Below are 23477 nucleotides of genomic sequence, written 5' to 3'. Positions count from 1 at the left end.
CGGTGGTAGCGGCCCCGCGGTCGGGGCGACGTTCGGGGGCGGTCAGCTCGGCAAGAGCACCGCCAGATCGGTGGGGAGGGGGCGCCCGGCCGCGCGGCGTTCGTCGGCGAAGCGAGCGGCCATCGCGCGCAGCTCGGCGTCGCTGCGCTCCTGGATCCCGGCGACCGCTGCGAGCGGGATGCCGAGGAAGACGAGCTTGAGCACCCCGTGCCGCCAGGCGTGCGCGTCCAGGTGGCGGTGGGCGAAGGAGCCCATCGCCGCGGCAACGAGTCGGGTGTCGTTGGCGCGCAGGGCGTCGGCAGTCAGCTCGAGGCCCGCGAGGGTCGTCGCCGGTCCCGGGTCGCCGAGGACGTTCAGCCCGGCCAGCACTCCCCGGCGCTCGGCGCCGTCCCCGCCCCGGTAGAGACGGAGGAGAAGAGCGGCCAGGTCGTCGTCGCCGAGCGCCTGAGCGGCGGCGTGCACCAGGGCGGCGCGGGCCGCGTCGTCGTGCGTGCCGTGGACGAGGCCGTGCGGATCCTCGGCGGGCCGGAGCGGCTCGCGTCCAGCTTCGCGCCCCGCCGCGGGGAAGAACCGTTCGATCCGCGACGGGCGCTCCAGGACCGCGGCGCGGGTGGCCGTGGTCCACGGGTGCTCGACGCGCGCCGAGGCGCCGCCGAGCGCCTCCTGCATCGCGGCGAGGCTCGCGAGTGCCAGGCGGGGCGCGTCGTGCGAGTGCCGGGGCAGCTCGACGGCGGCGATCCCCCGATAGCCGATCTCGGCGAGGGTCGCGAAGGCGGCCGCGAGGTCGAGCGAGCCGGTGCCGAGCTCGAGGTGCTCGTGCCGCTGCGCACGCGTGTCGTCGACCTGCACGTTGAGCAGCAGGCCGGCGGCGCTGCGGAGGGCGCCGACCACGCCCTCGGGCTCGACCACGACGCAGTGCCCGAGGTCGACCGTCAGCCCGAACGACTCCGGATCGCCGAGTTCGCGGCGCAGAAGCAGCGCGTCGGCGACCGTCTCGACCAGCATCCCCGGCTCGGGCTCGAACGCCAGCCGTACGCCGTGGCGCTCGGCCGCAGCGACGACTCCGCGCATCCGCTCGACCAGGAGACGCCAGGCCGCGGCCCGGTCGCCGCCCGCGGGCACGACGCCCGACCAGAGCGAGACTGCGTCGGCACCCAGCAGCGCGGCGATCTCGATGGCGCGCTCCAAGAACCGCAGCCGGGGTTCCGCCTCCTCATCGACCAGCGTGGGGCGGTGCTTCGTGAAGGGATCGAGCAGATAGCGGGCGCCGGTCTCGATCACGACACGCAGGTCCAGCGCCTCGAGCCGCGCCCGCAACGCGAGGGTCTGCTCGCGGCAGTCGGCAGCGAACGGATCCAGGTGCGGATACCCGAGGGTAAGCGCGACGGCGCGGTAGCCGGCGGCGTGGATCACGGTCAGCGCGTCCTCGAGAGTGTGGTCGGCGAAGCCGTTGGTGCCGTAGCCGAGGACTAGGCCGCTCATGTGATGTCCCCCTTCCGTGGGCGGCGGAGCAGGAGGGAGCCGAGCGCGTCGAGCGCGAGGAGCGCGACACCCAGCTCCGGCCGCTTCAGTCCGGCCAGCGCGGCCTGCAGCGAGATCATCCCGGTGATGCCCGCGCGGGTGGCCGTGCGCGCGGCCGCGGCCGTCGGCCTCCTGACCGCATGCAGCTGCGCGGTGAGCACGAGCAGGAGCCAGCGACCCAGGCCCGCGGCGACCACCACCGCCGGGGCGGCCCGGCACTCGGCGAGGGCGCCCACCACGGTGGACAGCGCGATCGTCGCGGTCCCGACCGCCGCCGCTCCCGCCGCGACCGGGGTGGTGCCGTGCACCTCGCCGCGCGAGAGCACGGTGACGCCCAGCGTGTGGGCGGCGACGGCGGCGGAGGCAGGGGCCGCCGCGCGCACGCCGTCGACGCCCGCGCCGAGCAGCACGTCGAGTCCGCGGCAGGCCGCCATCACGAGCGGACCCAGCGGAGTCGGCTTCGCGAGCAGATCGTACGACCAGATCCCGGCCGCGAGCGGCAGCGCGAGCGCGAGCGAGCGCCGTCCGTCCACCACAGCCGCGACCGCGATCCCCGCTACGGTCAGGGTGGCCGCCGTGCCCAGCGCCGCCGAGCGCCGGATCCGCCCCGACGGGATCGGCCGTTCGGGCCGCTCCTGGGCATCGAGCTCGGCGTCCGCAGAGTCGTTGAGCGCCATCCCCGCCGAGTAGAGCAGCGCCGAGGACAGCGGGAGCGCGAGGATGCGCGCCCCGACTCCGCGGCCCGCCCAGGCTCCGCCCGCGACGGTGTCGCCGATCACGGTCAGCGCTGCCTTCGCGCGGACCAACTCGAGATAGTCGCGCAGCTCAGCCATCGCCCCGCGTCCTGCTGCTTACCGGCGTGCGGCGCTTGGCGACGAGCACGCCGGTGCGGGCAGCCCAGGCCACCAGCTCCGCGGTCTGCTCGGCGAAGCCGTGCACGTCGCTCCCCCACGGGTCCTTGAAGAAGAAGCCCAGCTCGCCGACCGGGCCCGAGACTCCGGCCTCGTCCGCGAGCGCCAGCAGGCGGGCGAGGTCGAGGATCAGCGGGGCGGCGAGGGCGGAGTCGTACGCCGACCAGATGGTCTGCACGGTGATCCGCGAGCCGAGGAAGCCCTCGGCGTGCGCGTGGTCCCAGGCCGTCTTGACGTCGCCGAGGTCCGGCACGTTGTCGATGTGCAGCGGAGTGACGACGTCGTCGCCCAGCAGGCTGCGGAGTCCGCGGTTCTTCGAGACGAGCTTCGAGCGCACCGCCTCCGGGTCGGCGAGGGTCTGCCCGTCGCCGCCGCCGAGCAGATTCGCGCCCGCCCACGAGAGCACACGCATTCCACGCGCCGTGAACATCGGCGCGAGCACGCTGCGCAGCAGGGTCTCCCCGGTCTTGCCGTCCTGACCGGCGATCGGGACTCCGGCCTCGGCCGCCCATTCCTCCAGCGCCGGCGGGGCCAGCGCGGTCGACGGAGTGAAACAGGCGTAGGCCGCGCCCGCGACGACGGCCGAGAGGGCGGCGATCGAGCTCGGCGGCAGCAGGCGCTCACCCGGACGCGCGAGGGCGGCGCGCAGGGCGGCGAGGTCGTGGAACTCGGGGCGGTCGGCGGGCAGGACCTCGGTCGAGGCGACGTCGATCACAACGACCCGCGCGAGGCCGTGGCGCTCGCGGAAGGCGACGATGTCGGCGGCGCGCCGGTCGATCTCCTCCTGCTGCGAGGCCGCGTCGGTGGGAGCGAGGCGGATCTCGGCGTCGGTCGCGTCGATTCGCTCGGCGACCTCCGCGACCACTGAGGCCGGGAACATGCCGCCGGCCGCGAGGCCCATCGCCTTCTCGAGCAGCGGGGTCGGCGCGACGTCGTGGCCGCCGACGACGATGTCGGCAAAGCCCGCGAGCGGGACGTCCTCGAAGGCGGGGGTCGTGGTGGCGCAGCCCGAGCTGGGCGCGGTGCCTGCGGCGAGGGCGTGCAGGCCCACGACGGCCGTGGTGGCGACACTGCCCCGGGCCCCGATCAGCCAGAGGCCGATGCGCTGGCCCGATCGGGGGGCACCTGTGCTGGTGGTATCGGACGAGGTCATCGTTCTCTCCTGTCGGGAAGGGCTGGTGGGCCGGAACGGGCCGGCGGGGCGGAAGGGGTCGGAACGCCGGGCGGGGCGACGATCCTCGCCGCGCATCCCGGCGGTCGGAGTGGGGAGGGGCCTCGGCGCGACGCGCGGCGCGCCTGCGACCGACCGTCTCGCGCACAACCCGCACAGGGGGCGCGCCGAGATTGCGCGACCGTGCGGTGACTGGTTTCCTCAGGTGTGCCGTCCCCCGAACCCGCCAGCCGGGCCGAGCGAAGGAGCTGAGCGTGGCTGAGCGCGCGGGTACCGCGACCGGCGACCTGCTGAGGCTGTTCGCCGACGGTCGGCCGCGCACTCGCGCCGAGCTGGTGGAGGAGACCGGCCTGGCGAGGACCGCAGTGATGACGCGGCTGGAGCTGTTCTTCGAGCTGGGGCTGATCGCCCACCTCGATCGCGCGCCCTCGACCGGCGGACGCCCCTCCGCCCGCCTCGTCTTCGACCCGGCCGTGCGCTCGCTCCTGGCCATCGACCTGGGTGCGGCGCACTCGACCATCGCGCTGACCGACTTCGACGGGCGCGTCATCGCCGAGCGCCGCGAGGAGCTCGACATCGCGCAGGGTCCGGAGGCGGTGCTCGGGCACGCGCTCGACGTCTGCGGGGACCTCCTCGCCGGAGCCGGCGTCGAGCGCTCCGTACTCGCGGGCATCGGAGTCGGTGTGCCTGGACCCGTCGAGCACGCCAGCGGCCGCCCGGTACGCCCGCCGATCATGCCCGGCTGGGACGGCTTCGACATCCCCGCCTTCGTGCGTCGGCGTTTCGACACCACCGTCCTGGTCGACAACGACGTGAACCTGCTGGCGCTCGGCGAGCGGGCCTCGCGCTTCCCGCACGCCCTCGACCTGATGTTCGTGAAGGTCGGCACCGGTATCGGTGCGGGCATCGTCTCGTCGGGCCGGCTGCAGCGCGGCGCTCTCGGCTCGGCCGGCGACCTCGGCCATGTGCAGGTCCCGCGCACGGCTCCGGCCGCGGCCGGTGGTCAGGAGGGGGACCTCGAGGCGGTCGCCGGCGGTTCCGCCCTGGCCGCCGGGCTGGCCCGGGCGGGACGAGACGTGCAGTCGGTGCGTGACCTGATCGACCTGCTCACGGCGCGCGACCCCGACGCGGTCGAGGCGGCGCGGATCGCGGGGCTCCAGCTCGGCGAAGTGCTGGCCACCTGCGTGAGCCTGCTGAACCCCTCCGTCATCGTGCTGGGCGGATCGGTCGCCCTGGCCAGCCCGGAGATCCTCGCGGCCGTGCGCTCGGTGATCGACGAGCGCTCGCTCCCGCTTGCGACCCAGCGGCTCGACCTGGTGACCGCCGAGCTCGGCGGCAGCGGAGGCGTGCGCGGCGCGGCGCTGATGCTGCGCGGGCACCTGCTCAGCCCCGCCGTGGTCGACGGCTTCCTCGAGCAGCTGCGCGCGGAGGGGCGGGCGGGCGGCTAGCGCCGGCGTGCGCTCTGCAGGAGCCGGTGTGATTCGCAGGGGCCCGTGCGATTCGCAGGGGATCCGGCATGCACGGACGGCGCGACGGGCAGAAACGGGCCCCGACGGCGCGATCCCCTGCGAATCGCACCGGCCGCACCCGGTCAGGAGCCAACCTCCGCACGGTCGGCCGCCTCGGGCTGGGCGCTCAGAGCGGCGGCCACGGCGGCGTCGATCCGCGCCTGCTCCCCGGCGGCCCGGCGGCGGCGGCGCACCACAGTCAGCACGACGAGCCCGATCAGCAGGGCGAGCAGGAGCAGCGCGCTCCACGGCATGGCCGCGGCGGTGGACTCGGCCGTGGCGACCGGCACATTCGGAATGACGACGGCGGAGTCGGCCTGAGCCGCCTGGTCGGCGGTGACGACGGTGCCCGAGAGCGCGGCTCGGGCGGTCGCGACGAAGAGCGGCCAGACGCCGGCCACGGTCAGCGTCCGCGAGACGGACGTGCCGGGCAGCAACTCCGGCAGCGGCTCCGGATCAGTCGCGGACACCGGCGCGAGGCCGAGGAGGCCGGCGACGCTGATCTCGGCGCCCGGAGCGATGCGGGTATTGCCCGCGTTGGTCACGGTGTAGTCGACGGTCGCTGAGCCGGGGGCGAAGGGATTCCAACCGCCGTCGTACGAGACCGCGAGGCCGTCGATCGACAGGCGCGGAACGAGGTCGCCGCCGACACGCAGGTACATCCGGGAGCCCAGGCGCCGGTCGACCGACACTCCGGTCTCGCCCTCCACCAGGATCGAGGAGACGACACCCGCGGCGTAGTCGCCGGGTGTGACGTCGTCGGGGACGACGAGCTCGAACGGCACCTGCACGCTCTCGCCTGCGGGGACGGTGACCTCGGGCGCTTCGAACGAGATCCAGCTGCCCAGTTGGGTCGAGGGCTTCGCGGCGGGCAGTAGGTCGAGCTGACCCGCTTCGGTGATGAAGCCGTCGGCCCCGTAGACGCGGAAGGTCTGCGGCTCGTCGTCGTAGTTCGACACGATCAGCGCGTCGCTCAGCTGCCCGCCCGGGTCGAGGGCGTAGGCGTAGTTCGGTCGCTCGCTCCCCTGCTCGGTATCGGCGGGGCGCACGCCCCAGGTGACGGCGGCGTCCGCCTCCTGAGCATCCGCCTGGCCGGCCGCGAGGAGCGTCACGAGCAGCAGGGCGGCGGTGGTGCGGGAGGTGCGTGGCATCAATCAGGCTTCCCTTGCAGTGCGGATACCCCCCCCGCGAGATGCCACTTATGACGGCGACGCGCCGAGCGCGGGCGTCATAAGTGGCATCTCGCGGGAGACGAGGGGTGGGGGGAGGGGGAGGGGGAGGGGGAGGGGGAGGGGGAGGGGGAGGGGGGCGGGGCGGCCACGGGGGCCGCCCCACGGGGCTAGCCGAGCGCGGTGAGCGTCAGCGTCGCGGTGTAGGTGCCGGTTCCGACCGAGAGCGGGAGCTTCAGGTCGAGGTCGGCGCCGAGGACCGAGGATCCGGTCGGGTGCTCGGCCGCGGCCGAGCCGAGGACGCGGGCGGTAGCGAGGCCCTCCCCCGAGTCGAAGCCGGAGGGAACGGAAGCGCCGGCGACGGCACCACCGTCGTTCTCCAGGACCTCGGGGGCCCAGCCGAGGTACTTGCCCGAGACGGTCTGGCTGCCTGCGCGGAAGTCGCTCAGCTGCCCGGACACCGACCAGGCCGGCCCGTTGAGGCGCGAGTCGGTCACGCGGACCGGCACGAGCTCACCGGAGGCGGCGAAGTGGTCGCCTTTCTCCTCGGCGACACCGAGGTTCACCAGGTTGCTGGTGCCCTCGAGCGTCCAGGTCAGCTCGCCCTCGCGGGCCTCGGGGACGATGACGGCCACGGACTGGTCGCCCTCGGCCGCAGCGCCCGCCGCGGTTCCCGTGAAGTCGCCGGAGACAGCGGAGGCGGAGTTGCCCGCTCCGAAGTTGACCGCCGGAGCGTTGCCAGCAAGGACGATGCGTCCGCCGACCGTCGAGCCCGCGAGCTGGACGTTGCCGGAGTTGCCCGACAGCGTCACATCGCCGCCGACGGTGTTGCCCAGCGTGCTGGACGAGCCGTCCGCCTCGGCGCCCAGGAGCACGCCGCGCGAGGAGCCGGTGACCGAGAGCGAGCCGCCGACGATCGCGCCGTGGACGCTCACGCCGAAGTCGCTGTCCGCGAAGACTGCGTCGCCGCCCACACTCGTACGGTCCACGTCGACGTAGTTCGCCGCCGCGGTGCTCACTCCACCCGCGACCGAGAGGTCGCTGAACTCGACGTCGATGCCGCCGGCCTCGACCATCCCGCCGACCGTGAGGTCGCGCAGGTAGAGGAAGCCGTTGCGGCTCCCCTCCGAGAACGACACGACGTCTCCGCCGATGCTGGTGCCGTCGATCGAGATGCCGTAGGCGTCGGTGCCGATGACGTCGCCGCCGATGGTCGCCGAGGTGGCGTCCAGCCAGGCGTCGTCACCGACGGTCACGGTGCCGGTGACGGTCACGCCGCCGAGGACGCAGGTGTCCCCGGCGGCGACGTTGAGGTCGCCGGTGATCGTCTGGTTCCCCAGCTCGGTGCTGCAGTCCGTCGTCGCCGCGAAGGCGGACGGTGCAGCGACCATCGCGAGGGATGCGGCCGCGAGGACCGCCGTGGGCGTCTTCCACTTCATGGGGATTCTCCTCGGTGCGCTCGTGCGCGTCGTGCTGGTGGTGGTGCTGTCGGTGCGGCGCGCGCGGCGCGGCCTGCGCTCAGCCACGGAGCGCTGCGATCGCGGAGTAGCTGCGGGAAGCGGCCTCGAGGGAGTTCCCGGTGCTCGGCGGCGTCGCCAGGGTGGGAGCGGTGTCCTGCTCCCAGACGCCGAAGCGCTGGCCGCGGTCGCGCAGCTCCGAGAGGAACGCCTGGTAGGGCAGGTTGCCCGCACCGAACTCGACGATGTCGTAGCCGTTGGTGTTGGCGTTGTTCGTCTTGCCGTCCTTGAGGTGCAGGATCGGGTAGCGGCGCGGGTTGCGCGTGATGTAGTCGAGCGGCTCGAAGCCCGGGTAGAGCTTCTTGCCGACGTACGCCCAGTAGACGTCCATCTCGAGGTACACCTGGCGCGGGTCGGTGTTGTCGTAGAACAGGTCGTACAGGCGGGTCGCCGGGTCGTCCGAGGCAAAGGCGAACTCGCCCGCGTGGTTGTGCTGGTAGAGCTTCATGCCCGCGGCCGAGACCTGCTGGCCCCAGCGGTTCCACTCCTCCGCCGCGGCGAGGTAGCCCGCCTTGGTGGTGACGGTGGTGGGCGCGTTGCCGGTGCCGAGGTGCGGCGTGCCGAGGATCTGCGCGATCTCGATCTGCTTGCCCAGCTCCGAGCGGAGGAGGTTCGTGCCGACGTGCGAGCCGACGGCGCGCAGGCCGTTGTCGTCGAGCAGCTGGCGGATCTGCTGCGGGGTGATCGCTCCGACGGTGCCCTGGGTGTACCCGGCGAATTCGATCTCGCTGTAGCCGATGCGGCCGAGTTCCTCGAAGACGGCCCGGAAGCCAAGGGACGAGACCTTATCGCGGACGCTGTAGAGCTGGATGCCGATGCGGTTGATCGGGACCAGGCGCGTGGATCCGGACGAGGGCGCGGGTGCGGCCCCGGCGGGCGCCGCGAGGGCTCCCGCTCCGACGCCGACCGCGACCGTCGATGCGGCCAGGGCCGTCATCAGCGAGCGTCGGCTCATCGGCTTGGCTGTGATGGATGCGTGGTGGTGGTGCATCATTTCTCCTTCGAAATGGCAGGTGGTTCGGGAGGTGGGGCCGGCCCGGTCGGGCCGGCCCCTGCACGGTCGCTACTGCTGGACGGTGAGGTTCAGCAGAGTGGACGCGGCCGTCGTGTTCGCCGTAGCGGTGTGGGTGACGGTGAGCTTGTAGCTGCCCGCGGCGAGCTTGGGCAGCGTCACGACGACGTCCCCGTTCTCGTCGAGGGTGCCCGTGAGCATCGCGACGGTGGAGAGGTTCCTCTTCACCATCACCGTCACCTCGCCCGTGCCGGCGACGCCGGTGGCGGACTCCGCGCTGATCGAGACCTGCGCGCTGGCGCCGGGCTTGACCGGGTTCGGCGAAACGGTCGCGGTGAGCACCGAGGCGGCCTTCGAGACGATCAGACGGGCGGTGCCCTCCGACGCCGTGAAGGTGTCGTCGGCGCCGTAGGCGACTCGGAGGGTGTGCGTGCCGGCGCCGAGGGTCTGCGGCAGGGCGAAGGTCGCCGTGCCGTCCTTCAGCGCGGAGCGTCCCAGCTCGGTGTCGCCCTCGTACAGGACGACCTCTCCGCCGGGTGTTCCGCCCTCACCGGTGACGGTAACGCTCGCCTCTCCGGGTGCCCCGAAGGTCACGCGGGGAGCCGAGAGCGCCACGGTGGTGGTCGACGCGACGGTCGGGGCGTTCGCCGCGGCCAGGTCGATCGTGAACGACACCGTGCCGACGGTCGAGACGTTGCCGCCCGTGTCGGTGGCGCGGTACTGGATCGTCCGGGCGCCGTTCGTGGTGAACGGAACCGTGTACGCGCCGTTGGCGGCGCGGACCGTGGTCCACGTCGCGCCGTTGTCGGCGGAGTACTGGACGGTGGAGAGCGCTCCGTTGTCGGTGGCGGCGAGGCCGAGCGTCACGGGCGTGTTGTAGACGCCGCCGACTCCGGTGGGAGCAGCGGGGTCGAGCGTCGCCGTGACGGTCGGGGCCGTCTTATCGCCGGCTCCGGCGCCCTGGAAGGTCAGGGAGTCGAGCGACAGGCCGCTGGGCGAGGTCACGTAGAGCGACCCGGTGCCCTGGGGAGCGGCGGCGAACGGGACGAGGACGTCCTGCCAGCCGGCTCCGGCGGGGATGGTGGCGGTTCCGAAGGGAGCCGCGTCGGCGGCGTTCCAGCGGAGGTCGACGGTGCCCTCACCGGTGGCGCGGACCACGACTCCGGTCAGGTTCGCCAGGTTCACCGGGTCCCAGCGCAGGAAGGATCCCGCACCGAGTCCGCTGACCGCGTTGCCGCCGCTGGCGGTGGTGTCCGCGTAGGGCAGGACACCCTCGCGGGCGGCGTGCTCCGCCTCCTGCGTCTTCGGGTTCAGCCGCAGCGTCGCCTCTGCCGCGGCCGGGGGCAGTCCGTTGAAGCCGGCGTCCGTGTAGGTCACGACGACGGTGCCGTACAGCAGCGCGCCGGGGCCGTGCTCGGGCGAGTCCTTCGACGTGGGGAACGCTCCCGTGGCGCCGGTGCCGGTGACCTCGGGGTGGGCGTGCTCGTCGTGGCCGAGGCCGTAGGTCCAGCCCACGCGGCTGCTGACGATCTGGTTACCGTCCTCCGCGTCCGTGCCGGTCACCCGGTAGGGGATCGCGTCACCCCACGAGAAGAACGAGCCGTTGCCGGGCGTCTGGATCTGGATCTGCGGCGCCTGGTTGCCGACCGAGATGACCCGCGAGGTCAGGCTGAACGTGCCCTTGGCGTCGGTGACGCGCAGTCGGGCCGTGAACTGTCCGAGCTCGGTGTAGGTCTTCGTGGCCGTGACTCCCGTGGCGTCGAAGGTGCCGTCGCCGTCGAAGTCCCAGTCGTAGGTGAGCGTGTCACCCTCGGGGTCGGTCGATCCCGTGGCGTCGAAGCTGACCTCGAGCGGCGTCTGGGACGCCGACAGCGGAGTCGCCGTGAAGCGCGCCTGCGGGGCCTTGTTGCCCTCGGCGTAGTCGATCCGGTAGAGGCCCGCGTCGGGGTTGGCGCGGAAGAATCCGTCGCCGTACTCGAGCACGTACATCGACCCGTCAGGGCCGAACTCCATGTCCATCGGGTTGTCGTGGATCGGCTGCGCGGCCTGGCTGAGCGCCGCGTTGGGGAGGAAGTCCTCGATGTGCGTGACCGCGCGCTTCTCATCCAGCGTGAACGCCGCGATGTAGTCCTGCGAGAACTCGCCGAAGAAGGTCTTCTTGTCCCAGTAGGCCGGGAACTTCGACGTCGAGGTGGTGGCCTCGTCGAAGTGGTAGACCGGTCCACCCATCGGGCCCTGGCCGGTGCCGGTACCGAAGTTGACGAGCTCGTCGAACGGCTGGTCGCCCGGGTTGTCGCCGTAGTAGACGGTCGCCGGCTTGGCATCCGGGATGTCGACGAGGCCGGTGTTCCAGCGCGAGTTGTTCTTCAGGTTCTCCGGGTCGAAGAAGCCGCGGGGCGTCGACGTCTCGAAGTTCCACTCGTTGTACGGCGCGTTGGGTCCGTGGACATAGGGCCAGCCGGAGTTGTGCGGCTGGTCCAGTCCCGTGGCGTTCCACTCGACGAGACCCATCGGGCCGCGGATGCCGTCGGCCGCAGCGGCCTTCGTGGCGTCGGGGCCGTAGTCGCCCCAGGAGAGGGTGTTCGTCTCGGCGTCCACGTCGATCTTGAACGGGTTACGGACACCCATCACGAAGATCTCGGGGCGGGTCTTCTCGGTTCCCACCGGGAAGAGGTTGCCGTCGGGAATCGTGTACGACCCGTCCTCCTGCACCGTGATCCGGAGGATCTTGCCGCGGAGGTCGTTCGTGTTGCCGGCGCCGCGACGGGAGTCGAAGCCCGGGTTCATCCGGGGCGCGTCGTTGTTCGGCGCGAAACCCGCGGCACCTGGCGCGCTCGCCGGAGTGTTGTCTCCGGTCGAGAGGTACAGGTTGCCGTCAGCGTCCCAGTCGAAGTCGGCACCGACGTGGCAGCACTGCCCGCGCTGGGTCTCGACCTCGATGATTTTCTGCTCGCTCGCCAGGTCCAGGCCCGAGCCGGTCCATTTAAACCGGGAGAGGCGGTTCGCGCCCTTCCACTGGTCCCAGTAGCTGTCGTCGGCGCCTTCGGGCAGCATGTTCGGGGCCGCGCCGGTCGGCGTGTTCCCGGGCGGTGCGTAGACCAGGTAGATCCACTGGTTCTCGGCGAAGTCGGGGTCGATGCCCACCGATTGCAGCCCGTCTTCGGAGTTCTGGTAGACGGGGATCGTGGCCACGACGCGCGTAGTGCCGGTCTTCGGATCGGTATGGCGGATCTCGCCGTTCCGAGCGGTGTGCAGGACCGACTTGTCCGGGAGGACGGCGAGGTCGAGGGGCTCGCCGACGTTCTTCGTCAGCAGGACCTTCTCGTAATTGCTCCAGTCGAGCGCGGACTCCGCGCCCGGCTCGGAGCCGTGGTCCACTCCATCGTGGGCCGAGGCGGGCAGGCCGAGGGCGGTGAGTCCGGAGACCGTCACCAACCCGGCGATGCCGAGTGCGAGAAAACGCCTGATGCTTTTTCTCGAGGGTCGCTTACCATTCATGCGTGATGTGATTCCTTCAGTGAGGTGTTCATCGCAGAGGCCGGGTCCGTTGCTGTCCGCACGACGATGCGGATCCGGTCTCCTCCTGTCCGGCCCGTGGGCCGGCGTCGTGCACTCCCCCTCTCGCGGATGCCGATGACGCGGTGGCCGGATCGTCAGTGATCCGGGCGGCGCCGAGGTGGGGGCCCGCACGGGATGGTTCCCGCGCCGAGCCGGGCTGGTGGGGTCAGGACTCGAAGGCCGACGGGAGGTACTCCGAGACGTTGTCCTTTGTGACGACCGGTGCGAAGAGCTGGATCTGGCGGGGAACGCCGAGCGAGCTGGTGTCGGCCATCGACTTGTTCTGCTCGACCAGGCGGGCGAGCTTGATGCCGTCCGCGGCCTGCGTCGAGGGGTAGACGACCGTCGCCTTGACCACGGAGTCGTCGGCCTCGATCGAGCGCATCACGTTGGCCGAGCCGGCGCCGCCGACGAAGAGGAACTCGTCGCGTCCGGCCGTGTCGATCGCCGCGAGCACGCCCACACCCTGGTCGTCGTCGTGGTTCCAGATCGCGTCGATCTTCGGCGCTGCCTGGAGGAGGTTGGCCGCCGCCTGCTCTCCGCCCTGGACGGTGAAGTCCGCGGCGACGCGGTTGTCGACGTCCAGCCCGCAGCCCTCGAGCGCGTCCGAGAAGCCCTGGCTGCGCTCCTGGGTCAGCGGGAGGGAGTCGATGCCGGCGATCTCCGCGACGACGGCGCCGGGGTTGTCGCCCAGCTGCTCGCAGATGTAGGTGCCGGCGCTGACGCCCATGCCGTAGTTGTCGCCGAGGATCGTCGAGCGAGCGGCGAAGGGGCTCGAGAACTCGCGGTCCACGTTGATGACGGTGATGCCCGCCTCCATCGCCTGGGTGGCGACCTGGGTGAGCGCCGCTCCGTCGATCGGCAGCAGCACGATCGCGTCGACGCCGTCATTGATGAAGGTCTCGACCTGACTGATCTGGAGGTTGACGTCGTTGGTGCCTTCCGCCGTGCGCAGCTCCACGTCGTCGTATTTCTCGGCCTCGGCGATGGCGGCGCGGCTGACCGCGCCCATCCAGCCGTGGTCGGCGGCGGGAGCGGTGAATCCGATGACGACGGTGTCGCCGGAGGCGTCGTTGTCGGAGGCGGCGGCGGCCGCGGCGGTGCCGCCTGCGGCAGTGCCGGTCTCGACGGGGGCATTCGAGATGCAGCCGGTGAGCATCAGCGCGACGGCGCCGAAGGCGATGCCGGCCGAGCCGAGTCTGGCGGTGCGGGTGAGTCGGCTGCGGGTGAAGCGGCGTGCGGGCATGGAAGTGATCTCCTTCGATCGATCCGAGGGGTCCGCGGGCACAGGTGTCCTGCGGGAGGTGACCTGAGTGGTCGGCTGGGTGCTGGGTGTGGAGGAGCGGGGCCGGAGCCCCGGGGTTAGGACTTCCTGCCGCGGGCGGCGAACCGCTGCTGCAGCAGGACGGCGGCGACGATGATCGCGCCCTTCGCGACGGCCTGCGTCGAGGTCGACATGTTGTTCTGGGTGAAGACGTTGGTCAGGGTCGTGAAGATGAGGACGCCGAAGACGGTGCCGACGATGGTGCCGCGGCCACCGGCCAGCAGCGTGCCGCCGACCACGACCGCCGCGATGGCGTCGAGCTCGTAGAGCAGGCCGTTGGTCGAGCTGCCCGCGGTGGTCCGGGCGAGCATCATGACGGCGGCGATGCCGGCGGTGAGCCCGGCGAGGCCGTAGACGTACATGGTGTGGCGGCGGACCTTGATGCCGGCGAGGCGGGCCGCCTCCGGGTTTCCACCGACCGCGATAGTGCGGCGGCCGAAGGTGGTGCGGTTGAGCAGGATCCAGCCGGCGACGGCGACGACCACGAAGATCAGCACGAGCACCGGGATGCCGAACACGTCGGCGCGGAAGAAGTCGAGGAACGGCGTGACGGTGACCACCTGGGTCTGGCGGTTCGAGATCAGCTCGGCGAACCCGCGCGCGGCGACCAGCATCGCCAGGGTTGCCATGAAGGCGACGACCCGGCCGTAGGCGATCAACGCGCCGTTGATCAGACCGCAGACGAGGCCGACGACGACCGCGGTGAGCACGATCACCAGCCACGAGGTGTTCGCCGCGTAGTACTGCGTCGAGACCGTGCTCGCCCAGACCGTCGCGAGCCCCATCACGGAGCCGACCGAGAGGTCGATGCCGCCGGAGGTGATGACGAAGGTCATCCCGATGCTCAGCACGCCGATCACGGCGGCGAGTCGGAGGATCGTGAGCACGTTGTCGACGCTGGCGAAGCGCTCCCCCGCGGTCGCGAATCCGACGATGCAGAGGATCACCAGCGCCAGCAGCAGGCCGACGTTGCGACCCAGCGAGCCCTGCATGGTCCTGGCCAGCCCCGAGCGGGCGTCCTTGGACGGGGCTCCGCCCGAGGTGCCCCCCGCTGCGGCCGACGGGTGACGGGCGGCGTCCTCCTGCGGTCCGCCGAGCGACGGGGCCGCGGTGTCGAGCTGTCCGCTCACGCTGCACTTCCTTCCATGACGAGATCAAGCACGCGGTGCTCGTCGATCGAATGGGCTGGGCCCTCATGGACCACGGCGCCGTCGGAGATCACGAGGACTCGGTCCGAGAGTCCGAGGACCTCGCCGATCTCGCTGGAGACCACGAGCACGGCGGCGCCGTTGGTCGCTAAGTCCCTGATCAGGGTGTAGATCTCGGCCCGTGCGCCGACATCGACCCCGCGGGTCGGCTCGTCGAGCAGCAGGACGCGGCAGCCGCGCACGAGCCAGCGGGCAAGGAGCGCCTTCTGCTGGTTGCCGCCGGAGAGGGTGCGGGCGTCGCGGTCGACTCCGGAGGGCCGCAGGTCGAGCGAGACCGCCTGCTCGGCCGCCGCCGCGCGCTCGGAGCGCTCGTCGAGGAAGCCGCGCTTGGCGAAGCGGCCGAAGGTCGAGAGGGTGATGTTGCGGTACACCGGCTCGTCCAGAAGCAGGCCTTGGCTCTTGCGCTCCTCCGGGCACAGGCCGATACCGGCGTCCACGGCCGAGGTGACGGATCCGGCGCGCAGGCGCTTGCCCGCCACGCTGACCGTGCCGGTGCTCGCGCGGCGCGCGCCGTAGATGGTCTCGAGGATCTCGGAGCGGCCGGAGCCGACCAGACCCGCGAGGCCGACGACCTCGCCGGCGCGGATCTCGAGCGACACGTCCGAGAAGGAGCCCTGCAGGCCCAGCTTCTCGACCTTCAGTAGCGTCTCGGCCTCGGTGTCCAGCTCCTGGCGGTCCGGGAAGACGTATTCGACGGCGCGGCCGGTCATCAGGGTGATGAGCTGCGCGGTCGGAGTGTCGGCGACGGCGAGGTTCTGCGCGACGGTCGCGCCGTCCTTGATCACGGTGATCCGGTCGCCAATGGCGCGGATCTCGTCGAGGCGGTGCGAGATGTAGACGATGGCGACACCGGAGGCGGTCAGCTGACGGACCACATGAAAGAGGTTCTCGACCTCCTCGGAGTCGAGCACGGCAGAGGGCTCGTCCATGACGATCACCCGCGCGTCGTGCGAGAGGGCGCGGGCCATCTGCACGATCTGCTTGCCTGCGGCGGGGAGGCTGCCGACCTCGCGGTTCGGCGAGATCTCGGAGTGGCCGAGGCGCTCCATCAGCTCCCGGGTGACTCTCGTCGCCTTGGCGCGGGCGGTGAAGCCACCGCGGGAGAGCTCGTGGCCCAGAAAGATGTTCTCGGCGACCGAGAGACCGTCGACCACGTCCAACTCCTGGTACATCGTCGCGATGCCCAGGGCGAGGGCGGCGGTGGGGGACGGGATCGTGACGACGTTCCCGTCGACGAGGATCTCGCCCTCGGTGGGCTGGTGGGCCCCGGCGAGGGTCTTGATGAGGGTGGACTTGCCGGCGCCGTTCTGGCCGAGGAGGCAGTGCACCTCACCGGGTCGGACATCGAGGTCGACGCCGTCCAGGGCACGGGCGCCGGGGAAGACCTTCACAATTCCGCGCATCTGCAGAAGCAGCTGCTGAGACTCGTCGGACGGGCGGGGAAGAGGCTGTGCAGCAGGGCTGCGGGGGTCTGCGGTGACCATGCGGACGAAGCTACTTCCACTTACGTCGCGGGTCAAGCAAAAGTTCTGAACCGATTCGAAGGTGGTTCGGGCGATCGCCCAGTCGCCCGGCGGCCTCCCTGCTACCGCACCAGGTCGGGGATCCGCGGGATTACGCCACATCTGACGGCGTCAGTTGAGACATTCTGTCCGTGGTAGAGCGCTCTCCGAACCTTATGAACACGCTCATGTCCGTGCAGCCCGGGCGCGTCGCCTCACTGAGCCCTGGGCACGCCGTCTTCCAGCGCCTCGTGGGCGGTCGTCGGCCTGTCAATATGCGTTGCTTCCGGTTCCGCTTCTGCTAGCGGCCGCACCCGGCCTCGCGGAGCGCTTGCTCCGCTGCCACAGAGACTTCGGCGAGGAGATTTTTGACCTTACTCTCCATCATTCGCGCGGTTCGCAGTCGAAGACCCTCCGAGATGACTGGGTAGACCTCACGAAGAAAGACGTGCTGGACGATCGTTCCGCTCCTGTCCAGCACGATGAAATCAGCGCCGTCCGTGTCTGGACGAGCGATCTGAACGAAGAAGCTTTGCTCGGCTGTGGCCCTTGCAGGGGAACCGCTTTCAAGCTGCAAGGTAGGGGCTTGCGCGGACCGGGTCTGCCTGTATCCCTCCCTCAGGCCCCTACGACTGGACGACATGTACGCCTGAAGCGCCAGGGGTGGCCGTAACACGGTCGAAGTGACAACGACCTGTGCGCAGTCCGAAAGAAGATTCACCAATCGACCCGCCGTCTCATCGAGAATCTCATGCTCGAGACCTCCCCGACCCGTGAGGAGGGATTCGAACGCCGTAAGCTGGTCGGCGACGTCGGGCGTCCGGGCGGATTCCAGCTCGGTCCGGATGAGGTTAATAGTATCGATCACACAGTCGCGGAAGAACGTTGTGAATCGGCCTCCCCTACCGGCATCTGCAGCTTCAAGACTGTCGAGGTATCGCGCCTTCTGGTCGGAGAAAATGACGATAGGGACACCGTAGGCCCGATAGAGATACACGGAGGCGAGCGCGCGGGAGACCCGGCCGTTCCCATCCGGAAACGGATGAATACACACGAACGCGTAGTGCGCATACGCCGCTTGCACGACTGGCGGCGCATCGTGGAAGCGGGGCGAGCGCAACTCTTGAATGAGCCGATTCATTTCGGGAACGACGTCGTTGGGGGACGCGTAGCTATGAACACGGTTCGAAGCGAGGTTGAGCGGGTTGTTCGGGTCCTTTTTGTATGCGCCTGTCTGAAGAGGGCGCTCCTGCCAGCCGACCGACGTGAGAACACGGTAGGTCTCTTGGGAGCGACATAGGACTTCGTGGAGACCTCGAATCCAATACTCGCTAATCGGAACATTCTGGGTCGCCGCGTCGAGAACATGCTCGTATCCGGCGAGTTGATCGGCAATTACGCGAGCAACGTCGTCGCCCTTTTGCTCGGGTATACGAGCCCAGGCGACCGTGGTGGCAGCTACTGTGAAAGTGAACCCGCGATCGACCTCGTATAGATTCTCGATGGCGCCGGTATCAACCGCCGCCCACTTGTTCGTTATGTCCAACATCCGTTGCCACAGCTCCCCTGGAGCGTCGGCGCGTTCAGATGCGAGCATCTCCGCGAACGTGTCGACCAGTGCGACGTCCGCCCCTCGCCCCTCCCACTCGTCGAAGGAGGGAAAGGGCGTGTACGGGTCTGTCACAGGACTTGCGTCGTCATACATGTAGTCTCCACTCGATGGCGTGCTGGATGCCGTGCAGGGATATGCCTCCGGTAGTTCAGTGTCCCAGCCGCGCTCCCGTTCGTACCGAAGCTCGCCGCTGGTCGAGACCGATCCGGAGGTAGCCGGACGAAGCCGACCCGTGGCAGGGTCGTACGGCCGACGAAAGGACGACGATGTCGAACGACCGAGCCCTGCGCGTCGCGATGGTGGGGACCGCCTTCATGGGCCGCACCCACTCGCACGCCTGGCGCACCGCCTCCCGCTTCTTCCCCCTCCCCCTGCGCCCCGAGCTCGCCGTGCTCGTGGGGAGCAACCCCGACTCGACCGCGGAGCGCGCCGAGCGGTTGGGCTGGAGCGAGGCCTCCACGGAGTGGCGCGCCGTGATCGCCCGCGACGACATCGACCTCGTCGACATCTGCACCCCCGGCGACACTCACGCCGAGATCGCGATTGCGGCCCTCGAGGCTGGCAAGCATGTGCTCTGTGAGAAGCCGCTCGCCAACTCCGTCGAGGAGGCGGAGCGGATGGTCGCCGCGGCCGCCGCTTCCGGGACGATCGCGATGTGCGGCTTCAGCTACCGCCGAACCCCCGCACTCGCCCTCGCCAAGCGCTTCATCGGGGAGGGCCGCCTCGGCGACATCCGTCACGTCCGCGCCCAGTACCTGCAGGACTGGCTCTCCGACTCCGAGGCGCCGCTGACCTGGCGCCTGCAGAAGGAGCGCGCCGGCTCGGGCGCTCTCGGCGACATCGGCGCGCACAGCATCGACACCGCTCAGTGGCTGACCGGCCGCGACATCAGGTCCGTCTCGGCGACGCTGCGCACCTTCACTACCGAGCGCCCCGTGCTGAGCGAGCAGGTCGGCCTCGGCGGCCACGCGGGCGCCGACGCACCCCGCGGTGCCGTGACCGTCGATGACGCCGCAGCCTTCACCGCTGCATTCGAGGGTGGTGCCCTCGGCGTCTTCGAGGCCACCCGCGTCGCCACGGGCCGCCGCAACGCCAACCGCATCGAGGTCAACGGCGAACTCGGCTCGATCGCCTTCGACTTCGAGCGGATGAACGAGCTGGAGTACTACGACGCCCGCGACCCGGAGGAGGCGCAGGGCTTCCGCCGCATCCAGGTCACCGAGCCGGCGCACCCCTACATGGCCGCGTGGTGGCCGACCGGACACGGCATCGGCTACGAGCACCTCTTCACGCATCAGGTCGTCGACCTGATCGAGGCGATCGCCGGCGGCACCGCTGTCACGCCGACTTTCGCCGACGCTCTCGACGTGCAGCGGGTCCTCGACGCCGTAGCCACCAGCGCCGCCGCCTCCTCAGTAGCCACTCCCGTCCCGCGCTGACGTCAGGAACCCACGTTCCGCCCGGCGCTCACTTCGCGGTGAGGCGCTCCGTGAGGTCATCGGCCCAGGCTTTCGCGACCGCGCTGATGTCAGCGTCGGACGGCGAGGTCGAGCCGTCGATCCGGTTCTCGTCGCGGGCGAGGAAGGCCGCGCGGACGTCGGCGATAGCGGAGTCGGACGTCGTGAACCAGTGCACCGCGGCGGCGGAGGCGTTCTCGGCGCGCCCACCGAAACGGGCGTCGAGGAACTGCCGGTATCTCGTGTGATATCCGTCGGAGTAGTAGCGGCGCACCGCCGACGCGACCGAGGTCGCCCCTCCCGCCGTCAGCAGGCCGAGCACGCAGCCATCGACGTCCGCCTGGTGAGCGCCGCTGTCGAACCGTCCGCTGCGGCCGATCGTGGCCCGGGCGAACTGGTACGGATCCGGCTGCTGACCTGCGTTCCGCGTGCGCAGGAACTGCACGAGGATCCGCGTGAGGTCACCGGCCCACCCCAGCAGATCGCCGGCGCTCGAGGTCCCCGGATCGGCGGGCACCCCGTAGCGGCGGGCGCCGGTCATCGCCAGGGCCAGGCGCTCGACGGGCATGAAGGTGGACACCTCCGGGCCGATCGTGTGGAAGACGCGCTCGTGCTTCTCGCTCTCCACGACCGAGACGAAGTCGCGATTCACCGGACCGGCGACGCGCTCCCACAGCCCGTCCACATAGCAGGGGGTACGCAAGAACTGGAGCACCAGGTCGTCGGCCCCGACTCCGCCGGGGGACGAAGCAAAGCCCTTGGCGCGACTGGAGAGCCAGTCCGCGTAGTCGGGGAAGGTCTGCGCAGGATCGAAGGACTCGGCTCCCGGATCGCGGCCGGAGGCGATGTTCTTGTCGATCTCGATCGCGTCGGAGCCCGACCCGAGTGTCAGCGTCTTCACCTGGTCGAAGGCCCAACCCTGCGGGAGCGGGAAGCCGAGGTTGCCGCTGTATCCGGTGGACATTCCGCTAATGAAGCTCAGGCTCGCAAGGCCCTTCTCACGCACAATCCGGCAGGTGTTGCGGGCGCCGTAGATCCCCACCGCGAAAGGGCTGCTGACGCTGGCGAAGCCGTCCTTCACTCCCTGAAAATGCGGCACGACAGCACTGTTCACCTCGGATTCGAGCGCGTCGACATCGACAGCGAAATAGATCGTCACACCGGCCGTGAAGCCGTAACCGCGGGCTGCAGCATGGGCCTTCTGGCCGGCCGTGAATCCGCGCGCGTACGAGAAGTCCTCGACGGCCTCGCCTCCCTCCTGGAAGATCGGAAAGACGCGCAGACCGGCTCCGGTGATGACCTCGAGTTCGCCGGGCTGGATCTTCTTGTCGCGGTAGTCGGAGACAGGCGTGTTCGAGAGGTAGCGCCCGATGATCCGGTAGCCGTTCTCGGTGAGCAGGCGCGCACGGGCCTGGGTGACGTGATCGGAACTGCAATCGGCCGCGATAGCGCCCTGCTTCGCGGTCCGCTCCGGGTCGCCGGAGCTGACGAAGAGCGAGCACCACGTCGCGTAGTCGGCATTCCCGGACGCGGGTAGCGCCGCGAACTCCTGAAACGCCCGCACCGCGGCGACCACTGCCGGGCTGTACGAGCCGTCATAAGGGCCGTCGGTGTAGTAGCCGTTGCCGATCAGTACCGCCTGGAGGAGATGGATCAGGTATGCGGAGGAGTCGACGGTGCCCGGCGTCGTCGACCCGGCGGCGTCCTTAAGCTTCGCCCGCGTCATCGGGCCGAACTCGCCGTTGGCCACTCCGTCGCCGATCCCCACTTCGAACTGGAGCGCGAAGATCAGACCCTGCTGCATTCCGCGCGAGGCTGTGCCGTCGCAGGGGAGGACGAAGAAGTCGGCGTGGTCGATGTACCGCTTGTTCAGCGACTGCTGAATGCTGCGGGTCAGCGACGAGCCGCCGGACGCGAGGACGTACGAGTCCATCGTGAGCAGGCTCTTCATGATCTTCGGAGTGACGTCCGCCGCGGCAGCGAATCCCATGTCGGTGCGCAGAGTCGCTATCGCCGACGAGGTTTTCTGGTCGAGCTTCTTCCACTGCGTTCCACCCCAGTACCCCTTGCACCAGAGGGCGCACTGGAGAAGCGCGACGATGTTCTTGTTCGTCGTCCCGTCAGTGATCGACGGGTACTTGCTGGTGAGCGCCGCAAGCGTCGCCGAGCCGAAGCTGTCCGAGTGTTCGGACATTCCCAGCTCGATCTGGAGCGCCCGCGTCAGAGCGAACATCGTGCTCCAGCCGCTCGTCCCCGTCTCGGGTGCGGGCGAGAAGCCATCGGCCCCCCGATAGGTGGAATTGACCCACTGCTGCGATTTCAAGACCCATTCATCCGACATTGCTCTCCCTCTCAGACTGTTCCCGTGGTGACGCCGCTGACCTGCGGCAAGCCGGAGTACGTGAGATCCGTCGCGCTAGAGCGTCCCGTCGTCCGCGCCCCCGCAGGGCCCGAGAACGCGGCCGATGCGTAGACGACACTCGATACCGCCGCGGGCACCGGATCCACGGGCGACGCCGAGACAGCGACGTCGAGGGACGCTCCGGCGTCGATGGCCCGGTTCAGCGTGATGCGGAGCGTCCGACGCTCACCGGTCGCCGACTCGACGATGTCGAGCGCGGAGGAGTCCCAGGGGACGAGAGCGCTCGGTTTCCCCGCGCCGTCGTCGCCCTGCGGCTGCGCCGGGACCGGAGTGACGCCGGCCACGCTGCACGCGGCGATCATCCGCGCGTCGAACTCGACAGTGAGAACGGAGCCGGCGGGCACGGCGGCCGGGCCGACGCTCGTGCAGCGGATCGAGCGCGGGACGCGGTATTTGCTCTTCGAGTCGGAACCCCCGACGGTGCCCCAGGAGGCGTCCAGTTCCACGCCCCACGCCGCTGCGACCGCGGGCGCTTCGTCGGCACTCCACTCGATGCTGGCGAGCACCGCGCCCGCCTCGTCCTGAATCGTCACCGAGAGGGGCAGCGGAGCATCGATGTTCTCCGCCGGGTAGGCGTCCCGGATCGAGAGCGGCACGCCGACGCAGAGCAGAGGCGACGAGTCGCCGTCGGAGAGGTCGGGAACCGAGTAGGAGGCACTCGAGCGATCCGGCGCTTGCCGCTCCGAGCGCTCGGTGGGGCAGGACGTGAAGTGCTCGCCGTGCGAGACGACGGCGCTCTCCGTCGCTCTGAACAACCGGCTGTCGTACTCGACGACGACCCGGATCGCGCTCGGCCTGCTGAGCCGCACCTGCTCGGACAGCGAGTACGCGACCGACCGGCGCTTCGAGAAGTCGGCGCTCGGGAAATGGAGGGTCGTCACCTCCCCCGGCTCGATCGTCGCGGCGAGAGCGGATGGAGCGGAGGCGGTGGCGGCTGCGGCGGGATCGGCCACCGCGGCCGCCAAGACGACGGGCGCGCTACTGATGGCGGTGACGAGGAGTTGTCGTCGGCTAAAGAACACGGGAGACGGTCCTCTCGGATCGCGCCGCCTCCTCGTCCAGGACCTGCGGGGAGCGCGGATGTGCTCGACCCTAGGTATCAAACCGACGACGTTCATGTGAGATCTGCCCGTCTCTTTTCAGAGTCACCACGGGCCAGCCCCGGTAGAACTCGCCCCCGGTCGGCGCAGGGCCCGGACCCACGTCATAATGCGCCTATGAGCAAGAAGATCGATGCGGCGCATCGCGCACTGGTAGAAGCCCTCGACAAGCACGCCCTACTCGTCTTGGATAAATCGTCGAAGCCGCGGAAGGTCGAACGGGCAGGAGCCGAACTCCGCGCCGCGACGAAGACGTACGCCGCGCTCGTCTCGGCGCGCACCGGCATCGCGAGCCCCTTCGCCGACCTCGCCGACCCGCGCCTGGACAAGCCGACCATCGCGTCGCTCCGGGCCGAGCGGGATGCGATCGCGATGCGGATCGCCAAGCACGAGGCCTCGACGGGCCGGGACGGCTCGCTCGCAGGGTGATCGAGCGGCTCCGAGTCGCCGTGTTACGGAGGGGATTCGCGCGGCAGGGACCACCT

General features: G+C 70.4%; 16 protein-coding genes. 3 read left to right on the top strand and 13 right to left on the bottom strand.

The genetic code is table 11. The features are described from left to right. Nucleotides 1-42: 42 nt before the first annotated feature. From C1O28_RS15780 to C1O28_RS14605, 3 genes are read right to left on the bottom strand one after another with little or no spacing between them, the layout of a single operon-like run. Nucleotides 43-1482, bottom strand: coding sequence for an EboA domain-containing protein (locus C1O28_RS15780; protein ID WP_097167777.1), 1440 nt, complete (start codon nt 1480-1482; stop codon nt 43-45). Beyond that, nucleotides 1479-2354: an SCO3242 family prenyltransferase gene (locus C1O28_RS14610; RefSeq protein ID WP_202129516.1), complete on the bottom strand. Its 876-nt coding sequence runs from the start codon at nt 2352-2354 to the stop codon at nt 1479-1481. The genes C1O28_RS15780 and C1O28_RS14610 overlap by 4 nt, the downstream gene beginning before the upstream one ends. Beyond that, on the bottom strand, nt 2347-3585 hold the full coding sequence (locus tag C1O28_RS14605) for an inositol-3-phosphate synthase (RefSeq protein WP_097167776.1): 1239 nt from the start codon (nt 3583-3585) through the stop codon (nt 2347-2349). The genes C1O28_RS14610 and C1O28_RS14605 overlap by 8 nt, the downstream gene beginning before the upstream one ends. Nucleotides 3586-3857: 272 nt before the next feature. Here C1O28_RS14605 and C1O28_RS14600 point away from each other — a divergent pair, with 272 nt between their 5' ends. Next, complete coding sequence (locus tag C1O28_RS14600; protein WP_243392108.1) at nt 3858-5051, top strand: ROK family protein; 1194 nt, start codon at nt 3858-3860, stop codon at nt 5049-5051. Between the two features lie 143 nt (nt 5052-5194). Here C1O28_RS14600 and C1O28_RS14595 read toward each other — a convergent pair whose 3' ends face one another. From C1O28_RS14595 to C1O28_RS14560, 8 genes are all read right to left on the bottom strand, one after another. Beyond that, nucleotides 5195-6262, bottom strand: coding sequence for a hypothetical protein (locus C1O28_RS14595; protein WP_097167775.1), 1068 nt, complete (start codon nt 6260-6262; stop codon nt 5195-5197). A gap of 188 nt (nt 6263-6450) precedes the next feature. Then, nucleotides 6451-7719: a hypothetical protein gene (locus tag C1O28_RS14590; RefSeq protein WP_097166897.1), complete on the bottom strand. Its 1269-nt coding sequence runs from the start codon at nt 7717-7719 to the stop codon at nt 6451-6453. A 79-nt stretch (nt 7720-7798) separates the two neighbouring features. After that, on the bottom strand, nt 7799-8791 hold the full coding sequence (locus C1O28_RS14585; RefSeq protein ID WP_237398063.1) for a sugar phosphate isomerase/epimerase family protein: 993 nt from the start codon (nt 8789-8791) through the stop codon (nt 7799-7801). A 69-nt stretch (nt 8792-8860) separates the two neighbouring features. Continuing rightward, entirely contained in the window at nt 8861-12307 is a 3447-nt protein-coding gene (locus tag C1O28_RS14580; RefSeq protein ID WP_097166896.1) for a PQQ-dependent sugar dehydrogenase, read from the bottom strand. A gap of 226 nt (nt 12308-12533) precedes the next feature. Continuing rightward, nucleotides 12534-13613 carry a substrate-binding domain-containing protein gene (locus tag C1O28_RS14575; protein WP_097166895.1) on the bottom strand — a complete coding sequence of 360 codons (1080 nt, stop codon included), beginning with the start codon at nt 13611-13613 and terminating at the stop codon, nt 12534-12536. 116 nt (nt 13614-13729) lie between these two features. Then, nucleotides 13730-14683: an ABC transporter permease gene (locus tag C1O28_RS14570; RefSeq protein WP_097166920.1), complete on the bottom strand. Its 954-nt coding sequence runs from the start codon at nt 14681-14683 to the stop codon at nt 13730-13732. Nucleotides 14684-14817: 134 nt separating this feature from the next. Next, nucleotides 14818-16302 carry a sugar ABC transporter ATP-binding protein gene (locus C1O28_RS14565; protein ID WP_237398072.1) on the bottom strand — a complete coding sequence of 495 codons (1485 nt, stop codon included), beginning with the start codon at nt 16300-16302 and terminating at the stop codon, nt 14818-14820. Nucleotides 16303-16702: 400 nt separating this feature from the next. Beyond that, a complete protein-coding gene (locus tag C1O28_RS14560; protein WP_097166893.1) occupies nt 16703-18106 on the bottom strand; it encodes a Fic family protein in 1404 nt (467 codons plus the stop codon). 173 nt (nt 18107-18279) lie between these two features. On the opposite strand from C1O28_RS14560, the gene C1O28_RS14555 reads away from it, so the two are divergent. Beyond that, complete coding sequence (locus C1O28_RS14555) at nt 18280-19452, top strand: Gfo/Idh/MocA family protein (RefSeq protein WP_097166892.1); 1173 nt, start codon at nt 18280-18282, stop codon at nt 19450-19452. Between the two features lie 28 nt (nt 19453-19480). On the opposite strand, the gene C1O28_RS14550 is transcribed toward C1O28_RS14555, so the two are convergent. Further along, nucleotides 19481-21811, bottom strand: a complete 2331-nt coding sequence (locus tag C1O28_RS14550; protein ID WP_097166891.1) for a glycoside hydrolase domain-containing protein — start codon at nt 21809-21811, stop codon at nt 19481-19483. Between the two features lie 11 nt (nt 21812-21822). Continuing rightward, nucleotides 21823-22914 (bottom strand): hypothetical protein, encoded by a 1092-nt coding sequence (locus C1O28_RS14545; RefSeq protein ID WP_097166890.1) that lies wholly within the window; start codon nt 22912-22914, stop codon nt 21823-21825. 195 nt (nt 22915-23109) lie between these two features. Between C1O28_RS14545 and C1O28_RS14540 the strand changes: the two genes are divergently transcribed. After that, entirely contained in the window at nt 23110-23421 is a 312-nt protein-coding gene (locus tag C1O28_RS14540; protein ID WP_097166889.1) for a hypothetical protein, read from the top strand. The last annotated feature ends 56 nt before the right edge of the window (nt 23422-23477 follow it).

This window comes from Rathayibacter rathayi (assembly GCF_004011095.1).
Lineage (GTDB): Bacteria > Actinomycetota > Actinomycetes > Actinomycetales > Microbacteriaceae > Rathayibacter > Rathayibacter rathayi.
This window is presented reverse-complemented; position numbering and strand designations above follow the sequence as displayed.